This is a genomic window from Bradyrhizobium algeriense (assembly GCF_003062295.1).
In the GTDB taxonomy this organism is placed as follows: Bacteria; Pseudomonadota; Alphaproteobacteria; order Rhizobiales; family Xanthobacteraceae; genus Bradyrhizobium; species Bradyrhizobium algeriense.
The window spans coordinates 1-18958 of the sequence record NZ_PYCN01000044.1; the positions used below are offsets into that span (position 1 = coordinate 1).

The following is an 18958-nucleotide window of genomic DNA, read 5'->3' on the forward strand; positions in this document are numbered from 1 at the left end:
AGAGGCTTCCGCCAGTTCCTCCTGCGCAGCATCGACAAGGTCAAAGCCGAATGGGCCATGATCTGCATCGCCCACAACCTCGCAAAACTCGCCGCCGCACGCTGAGGAGAACCTGTCTCCCCAAAAAGCTTCAGAACCCGCCTCGCTTAATCCTAAGTCCATTATAGGGACAGGCTCCTAGAACTAGCGCTCGGACAGACGCCGGAATGGACTCTGGGCGAAGGAGAATTAGGCTGGACGACATGGATCGACCCGCCCAAGGGAACCGGAAGCCTTGTTCTGTTGTGATCGTTTTCGAGTTATTCTCGTATGGTGAAGATCATCCGCGATGCCGGGACACTGGACCATCATGGCGCGTCATGGATCACGGGCCGGAGTCGCGGTCAACCCGGTTAGACGTTGCCATAGCGTGCCGGCTGCGCGCTCCAATGGCTTCCATGACCGGGAGACTGCTATGCCACCGCACCGAGCCGACCCTGACTCCTTACGACCGCGAGCACGCCGTCACCTGCATGCGCCTCTTGGATGCAGATGCAGAGGGCGCGGACTGGCGCGAGGTCGCGGAGATCGCGTTGCGCATCGATCCCAGCCAGGAGCCGGTGCGCGCCCGCCGGACCCATGAGAGCCATCTCGTTCGCGCCAAGTGTGTGAGTAGGATGGCTACCGGCGGTTGGTGCTGAAGCCGTTCGGCACGCTATTTGCCCAGCTTGCTGGTAAATTTGGGGGAGCTGTAGGGTGCTGAATGTAGAGCTGGATGTTCCGCTTGTCAGCCAACAACATGGCTATGACGGCCAATTGAACATGCGACGAAACTATGCCGGAAATATACGACCGCATGGGAATAACAATTGTTGGTATGCTTGCGCTTGTATGCTGTCGTACTACTTTCGCCCGGGGCCTCGGTTGGGTCTGCCTTCCGTTTGGCGGGGCGACGTAGGCATCAACAATTACCAGTTTAACTGGTTGGCGCGCACCGAAGGATTAGAGAGGCTCGAAGAGCCAGATGACGGATTTACGCGTGATTTTATTGCCGAGACGTTGACTACACGAGGGCCAATCTGGGCTGCGCTGCGTCTGCCGTCATCCTCCGGGAACGAAATACTATGGGATGGGCATATAATAGTGTTGACTGGTCTGATAGAAAACACGTTGTGCTACAATGATCCGTTTTACCCGGCGCGTAGAGTGATCTACTTCTATAATCTTTTGTTCGACGACCTTTTCGTCAAGAATCGCGATTGGCTGTGAACACCCCTCCGCTGCGAACGCCCGAGCGAAGACACCTCACTCCTGCTTTCGTGTCCGATTGGCGACATGTAATATAAGTCCGGAAGCCGCCGCCGAGGGCTCGAGTGGTGGCCGGGCATGGCGTGAAAGCGCGCTGCTTTTGCCTCCCTTCATCGCATATGATTGTCTGCCAAGCTGGTTGCCGCGACCGTGTGATGGCTTGGTTGCTTGGTCATGACGCCCGGCGAGACAGCCAAGGCCTCGCTCAACACTTCCGCGGGCGGTTCTTCCAGCCGTCCGCGCAACTTTTGTGCGTTCGGCGCCGTCGCCTATATCGCGGCGTCGTGCAGTCCGCCAGGCCTAGACCTTGTCATCCTAAAGCGGCTTTTCCTCGCCGTGAAAGAGGACGAGATTGCGGAGCTCGTGAAGCAGAAGCCGACCGGGCTCTACACGCGCACCGCATCTGCTTTCTCTATGGATGGCTGTTGGAGCGACAAACTCAATCTGCCCGCGGCAAAGAAGGTCTCCTATGTCGATGCCGTCGATATCGATCTCCAATATGCGAGCTCCTGGCCGAATTCGGTGTGGCATCGCGTCCGCAATAACTTGCCGGGGATACCGGACTTCTGCCCGCTCGTTTTCAAGACGCAAGCACTGCCGGGTCGGCTAATACAAGGATGCGTTGGAAATCTATTCGAGTAGATTGCTTCCATGCGTCGAATGGGAGCCGACGCCACACGGCACGCCAAGGTGATAAATGATTACCGCTGACTTCTATCGGTTCTTCGATGCAAGGCCGCACGCGGAGTTTCTACGCCAATGCGCGAAGAGAACTATCGAACAGGATCTCCCAAAGGAAATTCAAATTTCTGCAGAGCTGCGACACCTTCCGTACAGGTGCCGAAAGCATGATCGAGATGCCGGAGCGGCCCCTCAAACAACCTCCGTGAATTCTTACAACAGAATGGAGGGCGAACCCCAAAGTGCGACCGCGATAATGAATTCTTCTAATCAACGTCAAACGAAGTCACGAAAATTGAGCGAGCGGCATCCTCGAATGATTCCGGATCAGCGAGCTGACCGCGCCCGATTGCCATGGAAGTAGACGAAGCAGACAAGATATTTGTGGGTGCCATCGAAACGGTAGCCAACCTCGCGGCGAAGCCCCGGCTCGCTCGCCTGATCGCGGCGCTGGAGCGTGGTCTACGCGATAAATGGCAATGATCTCAAACTCGGTTTGAAAATGTGTTATTATATCAATCATGGATACACAAACGAGCCAACTCCTAAACCAACTCGACAAGCTCCTTCCCGAGGGGCTCATCGTGTATTCCTCCTGGCTCAAGCGGCAACCCCCACCCAGCTTCAGCATCAGTATGGGATAAGTGGTTGACCCGCACAGTCAACCCGACGGGTTTTCAGGAGGGCGGGTTACGAACTTAGCTGGCAGCAGGTCGTGATATCCCTGCAAGGCATCCTGAACTATTGACCGATCGTCGTGGGCGGACGGACCGGGCGCGAATTGCAAGGTTACGCCCCAATGCCTACCGCAAGCGACGACCCGTGTGCATCTCTGCGGCCCCAAGTCGACGCCATATTCGCTCGACAAGCTGCCGCTGTCCGGTTTGGTCAAGGATAGCTAGACGACACTGGGCCCGGTTGTCGTCTGAGGGTTCACCTTGTCCGGTGTCTGACGGCTGCACGAGCCTCTGTCAGTTTGAGAACACCTGCGTCATTCGCCGGACCACAGATTATTATGTCCAATCAGTGGCTTAGATTGGAGATGCCATTGGCACGATCGTTGCTACCGAAATCTGGCAACATTAACTGGCGGAGTGCACGTAGATGCGTAAAACGACCGATGCGCTCCTTTGCTTGAGTTCGCATGCCTTGTTTCTGAGAGAGAAAGCCCGCGCGGCCTCCGGTGCAGCTGAGCGCACGAAGAGACCTTCCTTTTCACCCTGCGCAACCGGCGCATGAGACAATCGATCGGCCCAACAACAATGCTGCTCAGTAGGAAGCAATGCTGCTGCCACGGCAATTCCAATGGGACGCTCGGATGACCGCCTGTGCCGGCGAGCAAGCCTGAAGGTGCGGGATGCATTTCACACTCGGAGTCCTGGGAGAGAACGCCGAGCCCTTGGGCCGCAACGCAAGGCAGGCGTTTGGACCGGAAGGGGGCTCCATTGGTCGCGGGCGCGGTTGCAACTGGCGGCTTCCAGATCCAACCAACACGCTGTCAGGACACCACGCGTTGATCGCATTCAATGGCATCGGTTTCACGATCACCGATACAAGCACCAATGGTGTCTACATCAACACGGTGGACGCACCGCTGGGACGCGGCAATACCGCGCCGCTAGCTGATGGCGATACGCTATACTTGGCGAATTACATCATCTCGGTGATGATCGAGGACGATCCTGTCGAGGAACGTCAACGGCTCGGCTTGACGGGGTCGAAAGCGGTGCGCCTCGGCCGTACAACGCCGACGTTGCCGTTTCCTACACTCAACCAAGAGTCCGCAACTGCAGCTGTTCCGACTGCCGGACCGTTGGGAAGCGATGCGCACCTTCCTCCCGATCCCTCAATGATGACCGGCCCGCGCCAAATCTTCTATTCAGCTGCACAGTGGGAGCCGCAGGCACCTCATCCGCCATCCTTGCCTGGAGACAAGGCGCTCAGCAACGACATCGAGGCTGTGGATCCGACACTGGCAGATCTTCCCCGGCGACCGTCGAGCGCTGCCACGACCGAGAGGCCGTCCTCGCACGCGCAATCGGGAAATATCCGATCAATTCCGTTGTCGTCGGTCGACGCGCCATTTGTCGAGCCATCCCGACCGCTGCTGCCCTCTGCACCCTCCAATGGCAGAAGTGTACTGTCGAATGGCCATCCTGCGCCAATCATCCCTGAGGATCTCGATCTTGGCGATCTGTTGCCGGGACCGGCCTCGCGCCGCATGCCATCGGTGTCATCGCAGCGAACAGAAGCGCGCCTCAATGAGCCGAACGAAGCGCTCCGGATCGCGCCTAAGCCGATCGCCTCTCGTCCGACGAATCACCTCGGGAAATTGCGGGATTCTGGTTCAAGGTCGCCGCCGCCCGATGAGCGGGAGCTCGATCGGCTGCTGCTGAGCCTGAAGGAAACTGCTGCGCAGCGCGCGGTCGGCGCTCCCCAGGTGAGAACCGCAACAACGAGCGGTGCTCCGCCGTTGCCTGCGGACCCTCCATCCGACGCAGACGAACTGCAGGCGTTCTGGAATGCGCTCGGGTTCAATCCGAAACTTGTGCCACCAGCACAGCGTCGAGAGTCCTTTGCGGAACTCGGCCGTGCGATCGCCGACATGACGAACGGCCTACATTCGATACTGGCGGCGTGGGCCATGCTCAAGAATGAGTGCCAGATCGGGCCGACGCAGACACGCGCTGGAAACGACAACGCAGTACAGTTTACCAACAGCAGTCATGCCCTGCGCGATTCGCTCGCAAAGGATCGCGGATTCCTGTTGCTCTCGCGATCGGTGCGCGCAGGCTTCGACGACATCAAGGCCCATGAGGTCGCGGCGATCGCGGCAATGAGAGGCGCGGTCAGCAATGTGCTAACGCACATGAGCCCCCAGCGTATCGAGAGCGACGGTGCAAATAGCGGGCTTTTCGGTGCTCGCATCAATAAGGCCAAGTTGTGGGACAGATTTGTGGAACTGCACGCATCGATGGTCGGTGACATTGATCGAACGGCTCGCTGCTATATCGCAGAAGAGTTTACCCGAAGCTACGAGTCGCAACTCTCAGCACCTGGCCAGAATGAAGGGAAAACGGCGTAATGGCGCCTCCGAACAAACTTCAGCGGTTGTTCATTGTTGGCGGTGCGTTGCTGGTGGCCGCTGCAGCCAGCAGTTGTTCGACTGACAAGAGCTCTAAGACGACGCCGATCAAATTCGTGATCGAGGCCGATGAGCTCGTCAATCCAAACGCGCACGGCAAGCCGTCGCCGGTTGTCGTCCGTATCTATGAGCTGAAGTCGACGGCCAGTTTCACGCAAGCGCAGTTCTTCGAGCTGTTCGACGATGACGTGAAACGCCTCGGGCCGGATCTGGTGGCTAAGCGCGAGATCGAGCTGACGCCTGGCAAAAAATTCGATTTCGAGCGCAACACGCCGATCGAGACTCGAAATGTCGGCGTGATCGCCGGCTTCCGCTCGGGCAATGATGCGCAATGGCGCTCAACTGCCGAAATCAAGCCCGATCGCGACAACAGGATCTCGGTCAAGCTGACTGCGCAGGCTGTCAGCATTGAGGCGGAGACGAGCCGAAACTGGTGGAACATCTTCTGACCAGTCCGTCGTGATCGCAACGGCCGCCGGGCAAATGCATCTTTTGGAAAGTCAGCGAAGGGGCGCCTGAAATAATGTCTGCGACAAGCAAACCGATCTGGTCCGAAGGCATGTTGGTGCGGCCGCAGCACTTTCAGCAATACGACCGCTGGATCGAGCAACTGGTCGAGAACCGCGTTTCTGGTCTGGTCGGCTACGGCTGGGGTGTTCGAAAAATTGCCTTTGATCGCAATCTTCTGGCGCTTGGCCAAGTCGCCCTTGCCGAACTTGAAGCCATTATGCCCGACGGCACGGCCCTTCGCATGCCGGAGCATGTCCGCCTTCCGATCGCACGAATCCCTCCGCCGGCTGCGAAAAACCTGCTGGTCAAGATCGCAGTGGGCACGCGCCGACAGGCCGGCAGCGACGTCTGTTCCGGGGATGCACTACCGCGCCGCCACGATCAGGAGGTCTTGCAGTTCGGGAATGCGAGCGCGCCGGAAAAGGCCCCGGTCGATATTAGCGTTGCGGCACTAACAACACGTCTCATGTTCGAGGGCGAGGAGCAGGGTGATCTGATCACGCTGCCTATTTGCCGCATCCGTGACATCGATCCGGCCGGCGCGATCACTTTGTCCGACATCTACGTTCCGCCGGCCATCGACATTCACGCAGTCCAGCCGCTCATCGCACTGTTGAACGAGGCCAGATCGCTGCTGCGGACACGCGCAGAGGCGCTTGCTGCGCGCGCGGATCCCTCGCGCACGAGGGCAGACGGAGCCGGATTGATTGATCTTGTTACTTTGTCGATCGTGAATGGTGCAGAAGCCGTGTTCGACCACTTCGCAGCAACACGTGGGCATCATCCTGAAGCCTTCTTTCGCGCGTTGCTGAGCCTTACCGGGCAGCTGTCGAGTTTCGTTGGCGATCGCCGCAAACCGCAAGAAATACCTCTCTATCGGCATGAGGATCTCGAGAGCTGCTTCACGCCGCTGGCTGATATTCTGCGTCGGCTGCTGTCTGTCGTGATCGAGAGCGCCGCAATATCGCTCCCGTTGCAGGACCGGGGCTACGGCATCCTGATCGGCCTGATCACCGACCGCACCTTGTTCCAGGGCTCTCGGTTCGTTCTCGTCGCTGTGGCAAGCGTACCGACTGAGACGCTGCGCAACCAGCTTCCGGCGCAGACGAAAGTAGGCTCGGTCGAGCAGATACGCGATCTCGTCAATCTTCAGCTCCCGGGTATTCCGATTCGCGCGCTCGCTGTGGCGCCTCGCGAGTTGCCCTACATCCAGAATGCCGTCTATTTCGAGCTGGACCAGTCGGTGGAGCTGTGGCGTATCCTGCCGCGCTCGGCGGCCTTTGCTTTCCATGTCAGCGGTGACTACTCGGATCTCCATCTCGAGTTCTGGGCCATCCGTAGGAAACGTACCTGACGGGCCTGAAACACATGGATGAACCGACAATCATCGGACGCAGGCCAAACGGTCCGACCCGTAACACTCAAGGCGGGCAATCCTCCGCTTGCGTTACGCCGAAGATTGCCGCCCCGACGGGCGCTCTGCCGTCGCCTGTATCTGAATCCGACGACTTATTGGGAGCTAACCCTACCGAGATCATTGTGCAATTCGAGCCAAAGGCAGTGGAGGACGCCTTGGTTGCGGCCGCGACACCGCTCCTTTTGGTCGTCGCGCAGCTTCGCATCGTCAACAATGCCGATATCGGCGCGCTGCGTCGTGGGATGGTCGAGCAAATCCGCCGCTTCGAGGAGCGTGCGGCCAAAGATCAAGCCGTCGGCAGCGACGTAACAGCCGCCCGTTACGTGATATGCGCGTTGCTGGACGAGGCGGTGATGACCACGCACTGGGGCAGTGAAAGCGTCTGGAGTGACAACAGCCTGCTCAACCAGTTCCATAACGAGACGTGGGGTGGCGAGAAGGTCTTCCAGATACTCGAACACGTACAGGCAAAGCCGGCCAAATACCTCGCCTTGCTCAAGCTCATCAACATCTGCTTGTTGATGGGGTTTGAGGGCAAATATCGCGTGGTGGAGGGGGGCCGCGAGCGGCTTGAAGACCTGCGTTCCGACGTTCAGCGTCTGTTGCGGGGTTATACGAGCGAACCACCGGCCGAACTATCGATCCGATGGCGCGGCGCCAAAGTACGTACGCGGGTGCGTCGCTACGTGCCGTTGTGGATCACCTTCACCGCCGCGGCCGTCACTATGCTGATCGGCTACGGTGTCTTCCATTGGCGCCTATCGGCCGAACTCGCGCCCGTCGAGCAGCTGCTCGTCGTGATCGGCCAGTCTGGACCACGCTAAAGGGAGGTGCAGGTGTTTGGCGCTCGATTCGCGGCACTCTTTTCGGCTCGAGGCGTCATCACGCTGATCGCCTTGCTGGTGGTCGACGCGTTGATCTGGTTCGGCGCCCCTTACCTTGACCTGTTCGGTCAACATCCGCTCGGCTCGGTGATTGTTCGTGCGGCCACAATCGGCTGCCTCTCCCTGACGGTCGTTGTCATCATCCTTGTCCGTTACTGGCTGGCGCGCCGTGCTAACCGGCGTGTTATCAAGTCGCTGATGGAGAGCGAGGGCCTCGTTACGACCTCCAAAAATCGTGGCCAGGAGGAGGTCGATCTCATCCGTAGACGTTTCGAGGACGCGCTGAAGGTCCTGCGCAGTCCGGTGTTCGCCGGCAAGCGCGGACCGAGCTATCTGTTCGAGTTGCCCTGGTACATCATCATTGGGCCATCGCGCGCCGGCAAGACAACGATCCTGCGCAACTCGGGCCTCGAGTTTCCGCTGGCCGAACGGCTCGGCGTCGATCCGGTGGCGGGCGTCGGCGGCACGCGAAACTGCGACTGGTGGTTTACTGAAGAAGCAGCCTTTATCGACACGGCAAGCCGTTACACGACACAGGATACGGATGTCGAGGTCGATCGCGCGGCCTGGCACGGTTTTCTCAATCTTCTTACGATGCATCGGCGCCGGCGACCGATCAACGGGATCTTGGTTGCGATCAGCCTGTGCGATCTCTTATCGAGCGATGATAACCGGCGCAGGCTCGTCCAGTCGATTCGTTCGCGGATACAGGAGCTGGTCAAGACGTTTGGCATGCGTATTCCGGTCTATGTTCTGATAACCAAATGCGATCTGGTACCTGGCTTCACCGAGTATTTCGACGATCTCGACCATGAAGGTCGTGCCCAGGTCTGGGGCAAGACCTTTCCTCTCGAGGGACCGGGCGATCACATCGACGACGCCGTAACCCTTGAGATTCAGCAACTTGCCGAGCGGCTCGAGAGCAGCTTGGCGTTTCGCATGCATGACGAACGCAATCCTAACCGTCGTGCAATGATGTACATGTTCCCGAAAGAATTGTGGAGCATCCGGACCGCGGTCGCCGGCTTCGTTAGCGAGGTCTTCCGGCCGAGCCGCTTCGAAGTGCGACCGATGCTGCGCGGGGTCTACTTGACAAGCGCTGCCCAGGAAGGAGCGCCGATTGAGAGGATGAGCGGTGCGATCAGAAGGAATTTCGGTCTGCACGCAAGCCCACCGCGGTCGTCCATCGGGCAGGGAAGGACATTCTTCATCAAGCAGTTGCTGACCGATGTGATCTTTGCTGAGCAGGGCCTGGTCGGCCGCAATCTCAAACTCGAACGCAAGCTCGCGATGGTGCACTGCGGTGGCTATCTCGCGGCGGTCATACTGGCGCTAGCCGCATTGACTCAGTGGTACGACGCCTTCGCCCGCAGCGAAACACGCATCGCTGAAACCAGAATGGCCGCACAGACAATGCAAGCGCGCCTCAAGGAAGCGCGCGAGCCGCTGGATCTGGTAAAGCTCCTGCCAACCCTCAATGCCGCGCGCCGGCTGCGTCTGGCAGCTGGCGAGAACACTTGGGTTGCATGGCTCGGTGGCCTCGGGATTTCGGCGAACCCGGTGCTCGCGCCAGCCGCGCAACAAGCTTATGATCAGATTCTGGTCGATCGTCTGCTGCCGGTTTTTGCCCAAAGGCTTGCCGATCGCATCGAAGCGCTATTGCGTACTGGCGATGATACTCTGCTGGACCAAGTCAAGGAAATGTTCCGCACCTATTTGATGCTGAGCGATCCGAGGCATTTCGATCGCGGCAACGTCGAGCAGGCTATGCACAGGGAAGTGGTGCGTGCGTTTGCGCTCGAGACGACATCAGCGGGCGAACTGCTGGGGCATTTTTCGCGCCTCATCGAGTTGCTGCCGAAGCCCATCACGAATGACCAGAAACTCGTGATTGCGGTCGGCTCGCGGCTGATGGAACTTCCCCTCGTCGAGCAGGTCTACGCCCGGCTTTTGCGCGAAGGCGCTCAGAATACGCGGCTCCGGCCAATCGATCTGGTCAGTCTGCTGGGAGCCGGCCAGCTGGAGATAAAGCCCCAGGCTGTTTTCCCCGCCATAGGCCATCAGGAGCTCCCTTCTTCGGGCGATACTGCGATCATCCCGGGCATCTTCACACGGGCTGGTTTGATCGATTTCCTGCTGCCACACCTTCCACTCATCATCCAAGACGAGCAAAGCGGCGACTGGGTCCTTGCCGGCAGCTCCTTCGACGCGGCGGATACACAACAAGTCGTGCGCAAGGTCATCGATCGCTATGTTGCCGATTACATTCGCATTTGGACAAACGCGCTGAGCAGCGTCCGCGTCGTCAAGTTCGACGATATACAGCGCGCCTCGGCGATCCTGCGCGGGCTGGCCGGCCCGCAAAGCGCACTGCAGCAGATCATTTCCCTCGTACGCGACAATACGAACCTGCCGCCGCCCGGAGAGCAGATCGCGGCCAAGGCGGGGGAGACAACGGCCGCCGTGTTCTCGGCGGCATTCGGCGACGCCCCCTGGCCGGGAACACGGATCTCCGAAGCCTTCCAGCCTCTGGTCCAATTGAGCATAGGCGGAGCCTCGGGACAGGGGGCCAGCATGGATCGCATCCGCGATCTTTTCGGCGGCCTGTATGCAACGATGGCCAATATCGCGACCGCGCCCGATCCCGACCAGGCCGCATTTCAGCTCTTTCAGCGGCGCGTCAAGGATCCGAGCAACGATGCCTTCGGCACCTTGCGCGCTGACTCGGCGCTACGACCCGAGTTGGTCCGTACCATCATGAACGACATCGCGCTCTCGACATGGAGCGTCTTGCTTCGACAGGCACACGGTCATGTCAATGCTATGTGGACGCGGGAAGTGGCGCCGATCTGCCAAGCTGGCGTCTACGAGCGTTATCCATTGTTTGCGGCCGCGACCGAGGACGTAACTTTAAAGGACTTCAGCGATCTCTTTCGCCACGGCGGAATCCTCGATGATTTTTTTCAGAAGTACCTGTCGCCATTCGTCATCGAGGGCAGAACCGGCGTTGTGCTGGCGACCATCGACGGTGCGGCGGCGCCGATCAATGCCGATGCCCTGACTCAATTTCAGCGCGCGCGAGAGATTCGCAGGTCCTTTTTCAGCGGCTCGGGCTTCGCACCGGCCGTGAAGTTCAGCATCAAGCCGCTCTATCTCGCCTCTAAACTTCTGCGCGCGACTTTTGTCATGGATGGCAGGGAGATCGTCTATCGTCACGAGGCGCCCCGTGCCTATGACCTTAAATGGCCGAGTCTAACCGATGCAAGCACAGCCTCCGTCACACGTGTCTCCGTGGATGGAACTGAGGAGAAGGTTGAGCGCTCAGGCCCTTGGGCTCTGTTCCGTCTCATCGACGCCTCGCGGCCCTCCTCGCGTGGCGCTCCCGACCGTTTCACGATCACGATCGGTCGACCTGACCGGCCCGACGTGACCTATGAACTGCGGGCGGAAAGTGTAAGCAATCCGTTCAGCTTGGGTGCCCTTCGTTCGTTCCGATGTCCGGATCACCTATGATAGGAGCGCCGTGAGAGTTCTTTTTAGCTTTTTCGGGGGGAGGCGGGCACATGCCGCTGGCGGCACCTTGGCCCGAGGGGTTGGTTCGGCCGCAACGCTGGTACGCCGTCCCCTGGTGGCGACGAGTAAGCTACGCGACACGTGCCAGGTAGGCCGCAACCAGATCGTAACGGCAACACCGTATCACGAGCTCAACGGATTATTGGCGGTCGACGTTCCGACGGGCAGGGTCCTGCCTTGCGCTCTTGCGCAACAGGCTATCAACGACACGAGTGCGATCGTCGAATCCCTGGCCGAGGCTGCATTGTGAGTACGGCCCCCTTGGGATACGTGCTCGGCGGCCGTTTCGACCTGGCGGAGGTCATTAGCGAGGGCGGCACCAGCACCGTCTATCGTGCGATTGATCGCATCGGCCTGTGGGCGCGCGAACAAAGTCCAGAAGTCGCAGTGAAGGTCATCCAACCACATGCGAAGATCCGCCAGAAATTAGTGGAGTTGTTGCACCGCGAGGCGCGTCTTTTGCGTGATTGCGTACACCGGAATTTGGTGCGGGTCTACGATTCCGACTACGACGGCAAGTACCATTACCTAGTCATGGAGTTCTTAAAAGGCCGCTCGCTGGCGCAGATCCTGGCCGATCGTCAGGGACGGCCGCTGTCACCCTCTGTGTCCTTTCAGATCGTCCGCGCCGCCGGGCAGGGCCTCGTCCACATGCATAGTCTAGGGATCGTCCATGGTGACCTCAAACCGGGAAACATCTTCATGACCTCGACCGGCGAAATCAAAATTGTGGACTTTGGGACAGTCCTCATGCTGGACGGTCCGCGGCACCACGAAAGGGCTGCGGCTCTGCTCGATCAGATTGGACTGTTGACGCCGGCTTATGCGTCGCCGGAGATGCTGATGGGTGAGCCACGGGCAGAAAGCGACGATGTCTATTCTCTCGCGGTGGTCGCCTACCTGACCCTGACCGGCACCCACCCGTATGCGCAGTGGCCAGCCAACGAGGCGCTCAACGCAAATCTCACACCGGCGCCGCCGCCGACTATTTCGCCAGCGCAATGGCGGGTCCTCGCTTCCGGGCTTGCCCTCAACCGCCGTGACCGTATCGAAACCGTCGGTGAGTTCGTCCAGCGTCTTGGCCGCCCGCCCTGGTTCTATCGATGGTGCGGTTAGCTGATGCCTCTGGTTGCAGCCCAAACGCGTTCCCTTAGCAAGCTTAGGGTCGATGGATGACAAGGATGCGGTCGTCTGGTCCCGATTCGGCTGTGTATCGCTCACGATGGATGTAGAAAAGTGTCATTGGGACCGCCGGGGTTGGCAGCAGTCTGAACTCTCTCAGTACGCTGATCAGGAGGTCGTCGGCCACGCGCGGGCCGTGGATCCAGTCACGGCCGACATTCTCTCCAATATCGGGCAATGGCCCGATTTCATTCATCGGCTCAACTCGAGGGTGAGGCTGCAGCCCTAATTCCCTGTATCCAGGCGTGAGAATAAAGTTTTCGCCTTGCGGATTGTTTGGGGTCACGGGCGCCCGCCCTGGCCGCAATACCGCAGCATAGCGCATGCCGTTGATAAGCACACTTTGTGGCCGCAACAGCGCCGGAAGGAGGCCGCTTTCTCGCAATTCGGCGATCAATAGGTCGGGGGCAACGCCGCCCCTCCAATTGGAAAGGACATAAGCTCCGAAGTCACGCTCTGCCTGCCTAGCCTCTGCGCCGGCTGCAAGGGTCGGTCCATCCGACGGCATTGTGGGTGCCACTGGTGATGACGATGGCCCGGCAATTTCGAACCCCTGAAACATCGCCCCCTCGCACGTGCCCAGTTCTCGAATTGGACTTGGTGGTGGAAATCCCGAAGCATATCTCGCAAATTCAGCAGACGGTTACGAAATCCGCCAATCGTGGGTGAGTCGCGCCCTATATAGTCGCCTGCATAGGCTTGTATGTCACGTATCCAACGACGGCAGTGCAATCCGGTCAGCATTGGGGGTCTGTTGGTCTCGCGGATCCACTTGAGGAAATCGCTCATATCGTCTGCGGCATGATTGGCGCCGCGCGAGCGGCGGTTCGGGAGCTTCTCAGTAAGCCAATTCCAAAAGTCCTCATAGAGCGGTAAATCCACATCAGAAGGGCCGGGTCCCTGATTGGAGCCGCTGCTGTCGGTGTTATGGCTGCTACTGCGGCTGCCCGACGACGGCCCGGCTCCATCAAAGCCCTGAAACATCACATGGCTCTCACGGGCCCAGTTCTCGAAATGTAGGTCCCGAAGCATATCTCGCAAGTTCAGGAGGCGGTTACGAAACCCGCCAATCGCCGGTACATCGCGCCCTATATAGTCGGCTGCATAGGCTTGCATGTCGGTATCCAACGACGGCCGCGCAATGCGGTCGGCCATTGGGGGTCTGTTGGTCTCACGGATCCACTCGAGGAAATCGTACATATCGCCTGCGGCAATGTCGGCGCCGCGGTAGCAACGGTCCGGGAGCTTCGCAGCAAGCCAGTTCCAGAAGTCCTCATAAAGCCGCCTATCCACCGCATAGGGGCGGGGCCACTGATTGGAGCCGCTACTGCTGTCACTCACGCGAACCTCCGGTAAAAGGTGCAACTGCAGCGGTAAGGCATGCTCGCTCGATCCGAAGCGCGCACGTCGCGTGAGTTCGGTTTGGGGGGCCGTCTTGCCCGATGTTTTCGAATTGAAAAGCAGCACGATTCGCCGCCGCTCCAGCTTGTTTGCGATCAATCTTCCAACAGCCCACACTCCGTCGTTCGGTAGCGCCATATATGCTCCGATGACCATGAGGAATCCGACGACTTCGACCATCTGAACTTCTCGAGACACGTTCTCGCGTTCGCCCATAAAAGGCAATTCTACCGGAGCAATAACGAGTCGATCGGCTGCCGTATGATCCCGAGCGACGAGAAGCTCAAACCGCCGGCTCATCTGCGCCTCACGCTCTGCTCCTCGGATCCCTTTCCTTGTCTGCGCACGGACCAGAGCCATGGCTGTCCTGTCGCGTCGCAATGTCGGCGCCCTCGATAGCTCCGGGGTTATCTCGGCCTCGCATCCAAGGCGGTTCGCAGACAGGAGCCACGATCTTCAGTGCCGCGTCTAGCCTGAAGCGGTCATAACGCGCCCCCTCTTAGGAGCGCAAGGCGCGTCGTGCTTTTCTGAGGTGCTCAGGCTAGAACAAGAGATCGCGATGCCAGAAAGTGAAACAGACCAATCTGCACTGTCTGTTCGGTCACAAACACTTTCTGTTCAATGATCGACATGTCTGTTTGCTGGGCAGTCTTAGAATCGAAGTACCGTCTTCAATGTTGTGGCCCACCAAACAGGCTCGCCATCAGCCGAAGGCCTCTCTTTGGCAGCCTCGCGCGGCACGTCACTTGCTGATCATCTTGGACCGTCCCTCTGGAGGTCGGTTTTAAAAATATAACCTTGTCGAGCGACAAATCATGGGATGCCGCGAAACGGCCTCATGTCAGGGTTCGACCAGCTTGACTCTTGTCCAGTGTCTGACAGTCGCGCCGCCTCTGTCAGGTTGAGAACACTTATTTGGCAAACCTCAGTTTTTCAAAACCTAATCAGAGATCAAATGAGGAGACGTCATTGGCACGGTTGTTGCTATTGAGATGCAGCGACACCGATTGGCTGAGTACACGAAGCGCAAGACGAATGATGCTCTCTTTCCCTTGAACCCGTGTGCATCGTTTTGAGAAGGAAACCCAGCGTATCTACCGCTGCACCTGGGAGCGCACACAACAGGCGCGTGGGCCAGTCGATCGGCTTCACAACAATAGCGCGAAAGAGGCGGCCAATGCTAGCGCCGCAGGCAGTTCGAATGCACACCCGGGTGTCGAATCCGTGCTGATGGGCAAGGCTCACCGTGTGAGATGCAGCTTGCGCTCGGAACTGTTGGAGAGAGCGATGAACTCTTCAGAACCAATGTCGCCAGATGCGCCGTTTGGACGTGCATCACGGCGCCGCTAGCCGATCGCGATACACTATGCATGGCAACGAGAAGCTACCATCTCGCCAGCGGAATGGCGGGGGCTCGCTTGCCGCGACCGTATCGAGCCTGTCGGTGAGTTCGTCCGGCGTCTCGACCTCCCGTGCCTGGCTTTACTAAGTTCTGCTGTCGGCGCATGCTGCTGTCGTAAAGCGCGTAAGGAAGGTGAGATATCGTTAGCATTGAGTGCTTCGGGCTCTCCCAATCGACCCGCGCTCCGCGGCACCTGTGACGAGCATGCCTAACACTGCCACAGTTTGACTTGGTGCACCGATGACCAACGACTCCAATCTCAGTATTGACCTGCACATTTGCAGCAAGCCCAACATTGAACTCGACGTGCAAGGGTTCGAGGGCACAGAGTGCATTTCCCTGCCGTTCAGCTACGTGATCTATGCCACGACATCGAGCAATGTCGATACCGGCTCTTTGATAGGTGAGCGCGCCAAGCTGTCTGTCAAAACCGCATGCGGGCGATGGCTTGCCTCGGGCCTGTGCGCCCAAGTTGAGGAACTCGATCCAACGGTGACTGACCTGCGGGTGCTCCAGTTCGTCCTGCGGCCGCGTTTTGCGGTCGCCGAGCTCTCCATCGCGAGCCGCATTTATGGCCCTGGCCAACCCATGGGCGTCGATGACATCATTAAACAGCAGTTGAACAAGGTGAGCATCAACATTCCCACCGAATACAATCTTGATCGCTATCCCAAGCGAAATTATGTTGTGCAATACAATGAAAGTGATTTGACGTTCATTTCGCGCCTTTGCGAACGGAACGGAATTTTCTACTTCTTCAAGCAGGAAGGCGACGGTGAAACCGTCGTCTTCGGCGACAAGAATCTGGCCTTCCCCAAGATCGGGTTCGGCGTTAAGTCGGCGATTCTTTATGCGCGCCAGCACGAGCGCAAGACATCGCGAGGCGTCGACGAAAGCGCCGTTCGGTCATTCCGGCAGCGCCGGGTTCTCTCGACAAAGACCATCGCGCTCCGCGATTACAACGAAACGGTGCCTTCCGTTGTGTCCGTCGATAAGCAGGTCGGACAAGGCAGCGGCTTCTTGGGCAAAGCCTCGCGCTTCGGCGGGCATTTTGCGACCGAAGCAGAAGCGGCCACGCTGGCCCGGATCCGTGCCGAGCAGATCTGCGCCGGCCAGACAATGTACATCGCCCACAGCGACGCACCGGAGCTGCGCGCTGGCGTCATTTTCGAACTGGAGGGCCATCCCCGCTTCGATGGTGAATATCTCGTCATCGCCGCGGATCACTCGGCCTATCGCCCGGCGCCAACTGGATTCGGCGCATTCGGGCAAAATGGGCGAGCCTACCAGAACATGGTCCATTGCATCCGCTCGGACGTGCCTTATCGACCGGTTGCGATGACGCCTGTCCCTCTTGGCGTCGGCCTCCACACCGCCACAGTCGATGGAGAAGCTTGGAACGGGCGGGCCGAGATCGACGACCAGGGCCGCTACAAGCTGCAGCTTACATTCGCCGACGAACCGGCCGAGGGCCCTGGCAGCGACTACGTGCGCAAGCTCGAACCTTATGCAGGTCCGAATCAAACCGGCTTGCATTGTCCGTTGGTCCCCGGAACGGAAGTTCTGGTCGGCTACATCAACGGCGACATTGACCGGCCGGTAGTGGTCGGAGCGGTCCACAATCCAGATATGAAGGGAGGAGTGACCTCGGACACGCACTTGTCCAATCGCCTTATGTCGCAATCTGGCGCCTCGATCGTGATGTACGACGGACCTGCGTGATTTCTTCACCTCATGGAGCCTTATGGCCGTCTGGCGCCCAGCGACTCACGAGATCGACCCGCTATTGGAAGCGGTCGCCAATACGGCACGCGCGACCATCCTGCCAACAGCATCGATCAACATACCACTGCCGTCGGCCGATGGCATTTGCTCGCAACGGCTTCGTGACGGACGAGAATTGCGCCTCAAATTATCCGCGCACTATCTCGAGCAGGAACGACGCGGTCCTTGCACGGTGCTCGTCTACGCCCTGCAGGGCAATGCCGTTGTTGATAACCGCATGGGTTACCGTGTGACGGGGCAGGCTGTCCTCGACGTTGCCACACGTGCATTTCTCGATGTCGAGTGTCAATTGGAACAGGTCGGCCCTGTCATGCCGTGACGGATTGCTGTCTCGATCGCGACGAGGTCTTTGCGTGATGGGTGCCGGTGCCTGGAAATCTGCGCAGTCCTATTGACCATCACGTCCGGAAGGCCCGCAAATATCAGTGTCGGGTGCGCACGGCTTTTGGCACGGATGTTGCGATGTCCATTGTGCCGGTGCGGGCCGGCGTATGCCAGAGACTGGGAGACGAACGTGTCACTTGAAGCCTACATGACAATCAAGGGAAAGAAGCAGGGCGACATCTCCAAGGGTGCCTCCAAGCCGGACAGCATCGGGCAGGTCGCCAAGGGTGATGCGGGTAAGCAAGGGAAGATCACCGTGGTCGCCTTCACCAGCGGCATCATCGTTCCGCGCGATGCGACGAGCGGTGTCGCCACGGGTGCTCGCAACCACCAGCCGGTGCTCTTCACCAAGTTCTTCGATCGGGCCTCGCCGCTGCTATGGCAGGCGCTGGCCACCAACGAGGTGCTCGAAGAGGTGGTCTGCGAGTTCTACCGCACTGATCCAGGAGGCGTGCCGCAGCCGCAGAACTTCTTCAAAATAAGCTGGAAAAACGCGACGTTAGTCGAGAGCAAGGCTTATGTGCCGCTGACGATCAATCCGCAGAACAACTTCTTTCAGAACATGGAAGACTGGTCGTTCACCTACAAAGAAGTGAAATGGGAGCACGTGCCCGGCAGCACCAGCGGCGAGGATAAATGGTGACAACGCCGCGACGTTTGCGCTGTCGCCGTCTTGCGGCGTCTACGAAGCGCTATGCACCCCCGCCAAGCCAAGGACGGTGACTTGGTCCCAGGCACCGTCCGGTACATGGTGGATACATTGCGCACATTCGACGGGTCGCAGGACGTGGAAGTGGCCATGCCGGGTCTGCTTCACGGCAGTGTGCAGACAATGCTAAGAGTAGGTAGATCGGTCCAGCCGTGCTCAACAGAATGTTGGATAGGCCGGGAGCATTGGCTGACATTGCCGATTGGTGCATTGAGGCTGGGCCAATTGAGCAAGCCGGGCTCATATGCCTGCTGATCGGACGAATTGTCGGACGCACAACGTAGACATGCGGCAAAGATACGCCGGTTCATTTGGTGGCTTTAGGGCCTCGCGGTGCATCAAGTCGGTCGTGTTCGGAACGAAATATCGCGCGTGTAGCCGAACAGGGTGCCGGAATCGTACTGTTGATCCTGCGTCATGGGTAGTGATTGACGAACATGAGATGCGAATTGGGAACAACCAGCCTTCACGGCGTTCGGGACTCAACCGGCGGATCGTTTGTGGACTGCCTGACAGCTTAGCGCGATGACCGCGTTCCACGAAATGGGCAATTCCCTTGCTTCTCTACGTTCCCGGGTTTGGCGGATCGTCGGCGGCC

At 58.9% G+C, this 18958-nt stretch carries 14 protein-coding genes; 13 read left to right on the top strand and 1 reads right to left on the bottom strand.

Annotation, left to right across the window (positions count from 1 at the left end; all coding sequences use genetic code 11):
• The 10 genes from C7G61_RS38120 to C7G61_RS38165 all read left to right on the top strand — a co-directional run.
• Positions 1-105 (top strand): transposase (locus tag C7G61_RS38120; RefSeq protein ID WP_145963526.1); only part of this gene is annotated, 105 nt, incomplete at its 5' end.
• A 332-nt stretch (positions 106-437) separates the two neighbouring features.
• A complete protein-coding gene (locus C7G61_RS38125) occupies positions 438-680 on the top strand; it encodes a DUF2285 domain-containing protein (protein ID WP_244608667.1) in 243 nt (80 codons plus the stop codon).
• Positions 681-735: 55 nt separating this feature from the next.
• Positions 736-1248, top strand: a complete 513-nt coding sequence (locus C7G61_RS38130; protein ID WP_190242163.1) for a papain-like cysteine protease family protein — start codon at positions 736-738, stop codon at positions 1246-1248.
• A gap of 213 nt (positions 1249-1461) precedes the next feature.
• On the top strand, positions 1462-1929 hold the full coding sequence (locus C7G61_RS38135) for a hypothetical protein (protein ID WP_108522794.1): 468 nt from the start codon (positions 1462-1464) through the stop codon (positions 1927-1929).
• A 1396-nt stretch (positions 1930-3325) separates the two neighbouring features.
• Complete coding sequence (gene tagH, locus C7G61_RS38140; protein WP_108522795.1) at positions 3326-5053, top strand: type VI secretion system-associated FHA domain protein TagH; 1728 nt, start codon at positions 3326-3328, stop codon at positions 5051-5053.
• Positions 5053-5562, top strand: coding sequence for a type VI secretion system lipoprotein TssJ (gene tssJ, locus C7G61_RS38145; RefSeq protein WP_108522796.1), 510 nt, complete (start codon positions 5053-5055; stop codon positions 5560-5562). The genes tagH and tssJ overlap by 1 nt, the downstream gene beginning before the upstream one ends.
• A gap of 74 nt (positions 5563-5636) precedes the next feature.
• Positions 5637-6977: a type VI secretion system baseplate subunit TssK gene (gene tssK / locus C7G61_RS38150; RefSeq protein ID WP_108522797.1), complete on the top strand. Its 1341-nt coding sequence runs from the start codon at positions 5637-5639 to the stop codon at positions 6975-6977.
• 14 nt (positions 6978-6991) lie between these two features.
• The gene (gene icmH, locus C7G61_RS38155) at positions 6992-7864 is read left to right on the top strand and encodes a type IVB secretion system protein IcmH/DotU (protein WP_108522798.1); all 873 of its coding nucleotides are present in this window, start codon (positions 6992-6994) and stop codon (positions 7862-7864) included.
• Between the two features lie 12 nt (positions 7865-7876).
• A complete protein-coding gene (gene tssM / locus C7G61_RS38160; protein ID WP_190242164.1) occupies positions 7877-11437 on the top strand; it encodes a type VI secretion system membrane subunit TssM in 3561 nt (1186 codons plus the stop codon).
• Positions 11438-11767: 330 nt separating this feature from the next.
• Positions 11768-12613: a serine/threonine-protein kinase gene (locus C7G61_RS38165; RefSeq protein WP_244608669.1), complete on the top strand. Its 846-nt coding sequence runs from the start codon at positions 11768-11770 to the stop codon at positions 12611-12613.
• Between the two features lie 459 nt (positions 12614-13072).
• Here the strand turns inward: C7G61_RS38165 and C7G61_RS38175 are convergent, their stop codons facing one another.
• Positions 13073-14380, bottom strand: a complete 1308-nt coding sequence (locus tag C7G61_RS38175) for a hypothetical protein (RefSeq protein WP_108522802.1) — start codon at positions 14378-14380, stop codon at positions 13073-13075.
• Between the two features lie 1342 nt (positions 14381-15722).
• Here C7G61_RS38175 and C7G61_RS38180 point away from each other — a divergent pair.
• From C7G61_RS38180 to C7G61_RS38190, 3 genes are all read left to right on the top strand, one after another.
• Positions 15723-17204 (top strand): type VI secretion system Vgr family protein, encoded by a 1482-nt coding sequence (locus tag C7G61_RS38180; protein WP_108522803.1) that lies wholly within the window; start codon positions 15723-15725, stop codon positions 17202-17204.
• A gap of 22 nt (positions 17205-17226) precedes the next feature.
• Positions 17227-17586: a hypothetical protein gene (locus C7G61_RS38185; RefSeq protein WP_108522804.1), complete on the top strand. Its 360-nt coding sequence runs from the start codon at positions 17227-17229 to the stop codon at positions 17584-17586.
• 195 nt (positions 17587-17781) lie between these two features.
• Positions 17782-18294, top strand: coding sequence for an Hcp family type VI secretion system effector (locus C7G61_RS38190; RefSeq protein WP_190242166.1), 513 nt, complete (start codon positions 17782-17784; stop codon positions 18292-18294).
• The last annotated feature ends 664 nt before the right edge of the window (positions 18295-18958 follow it).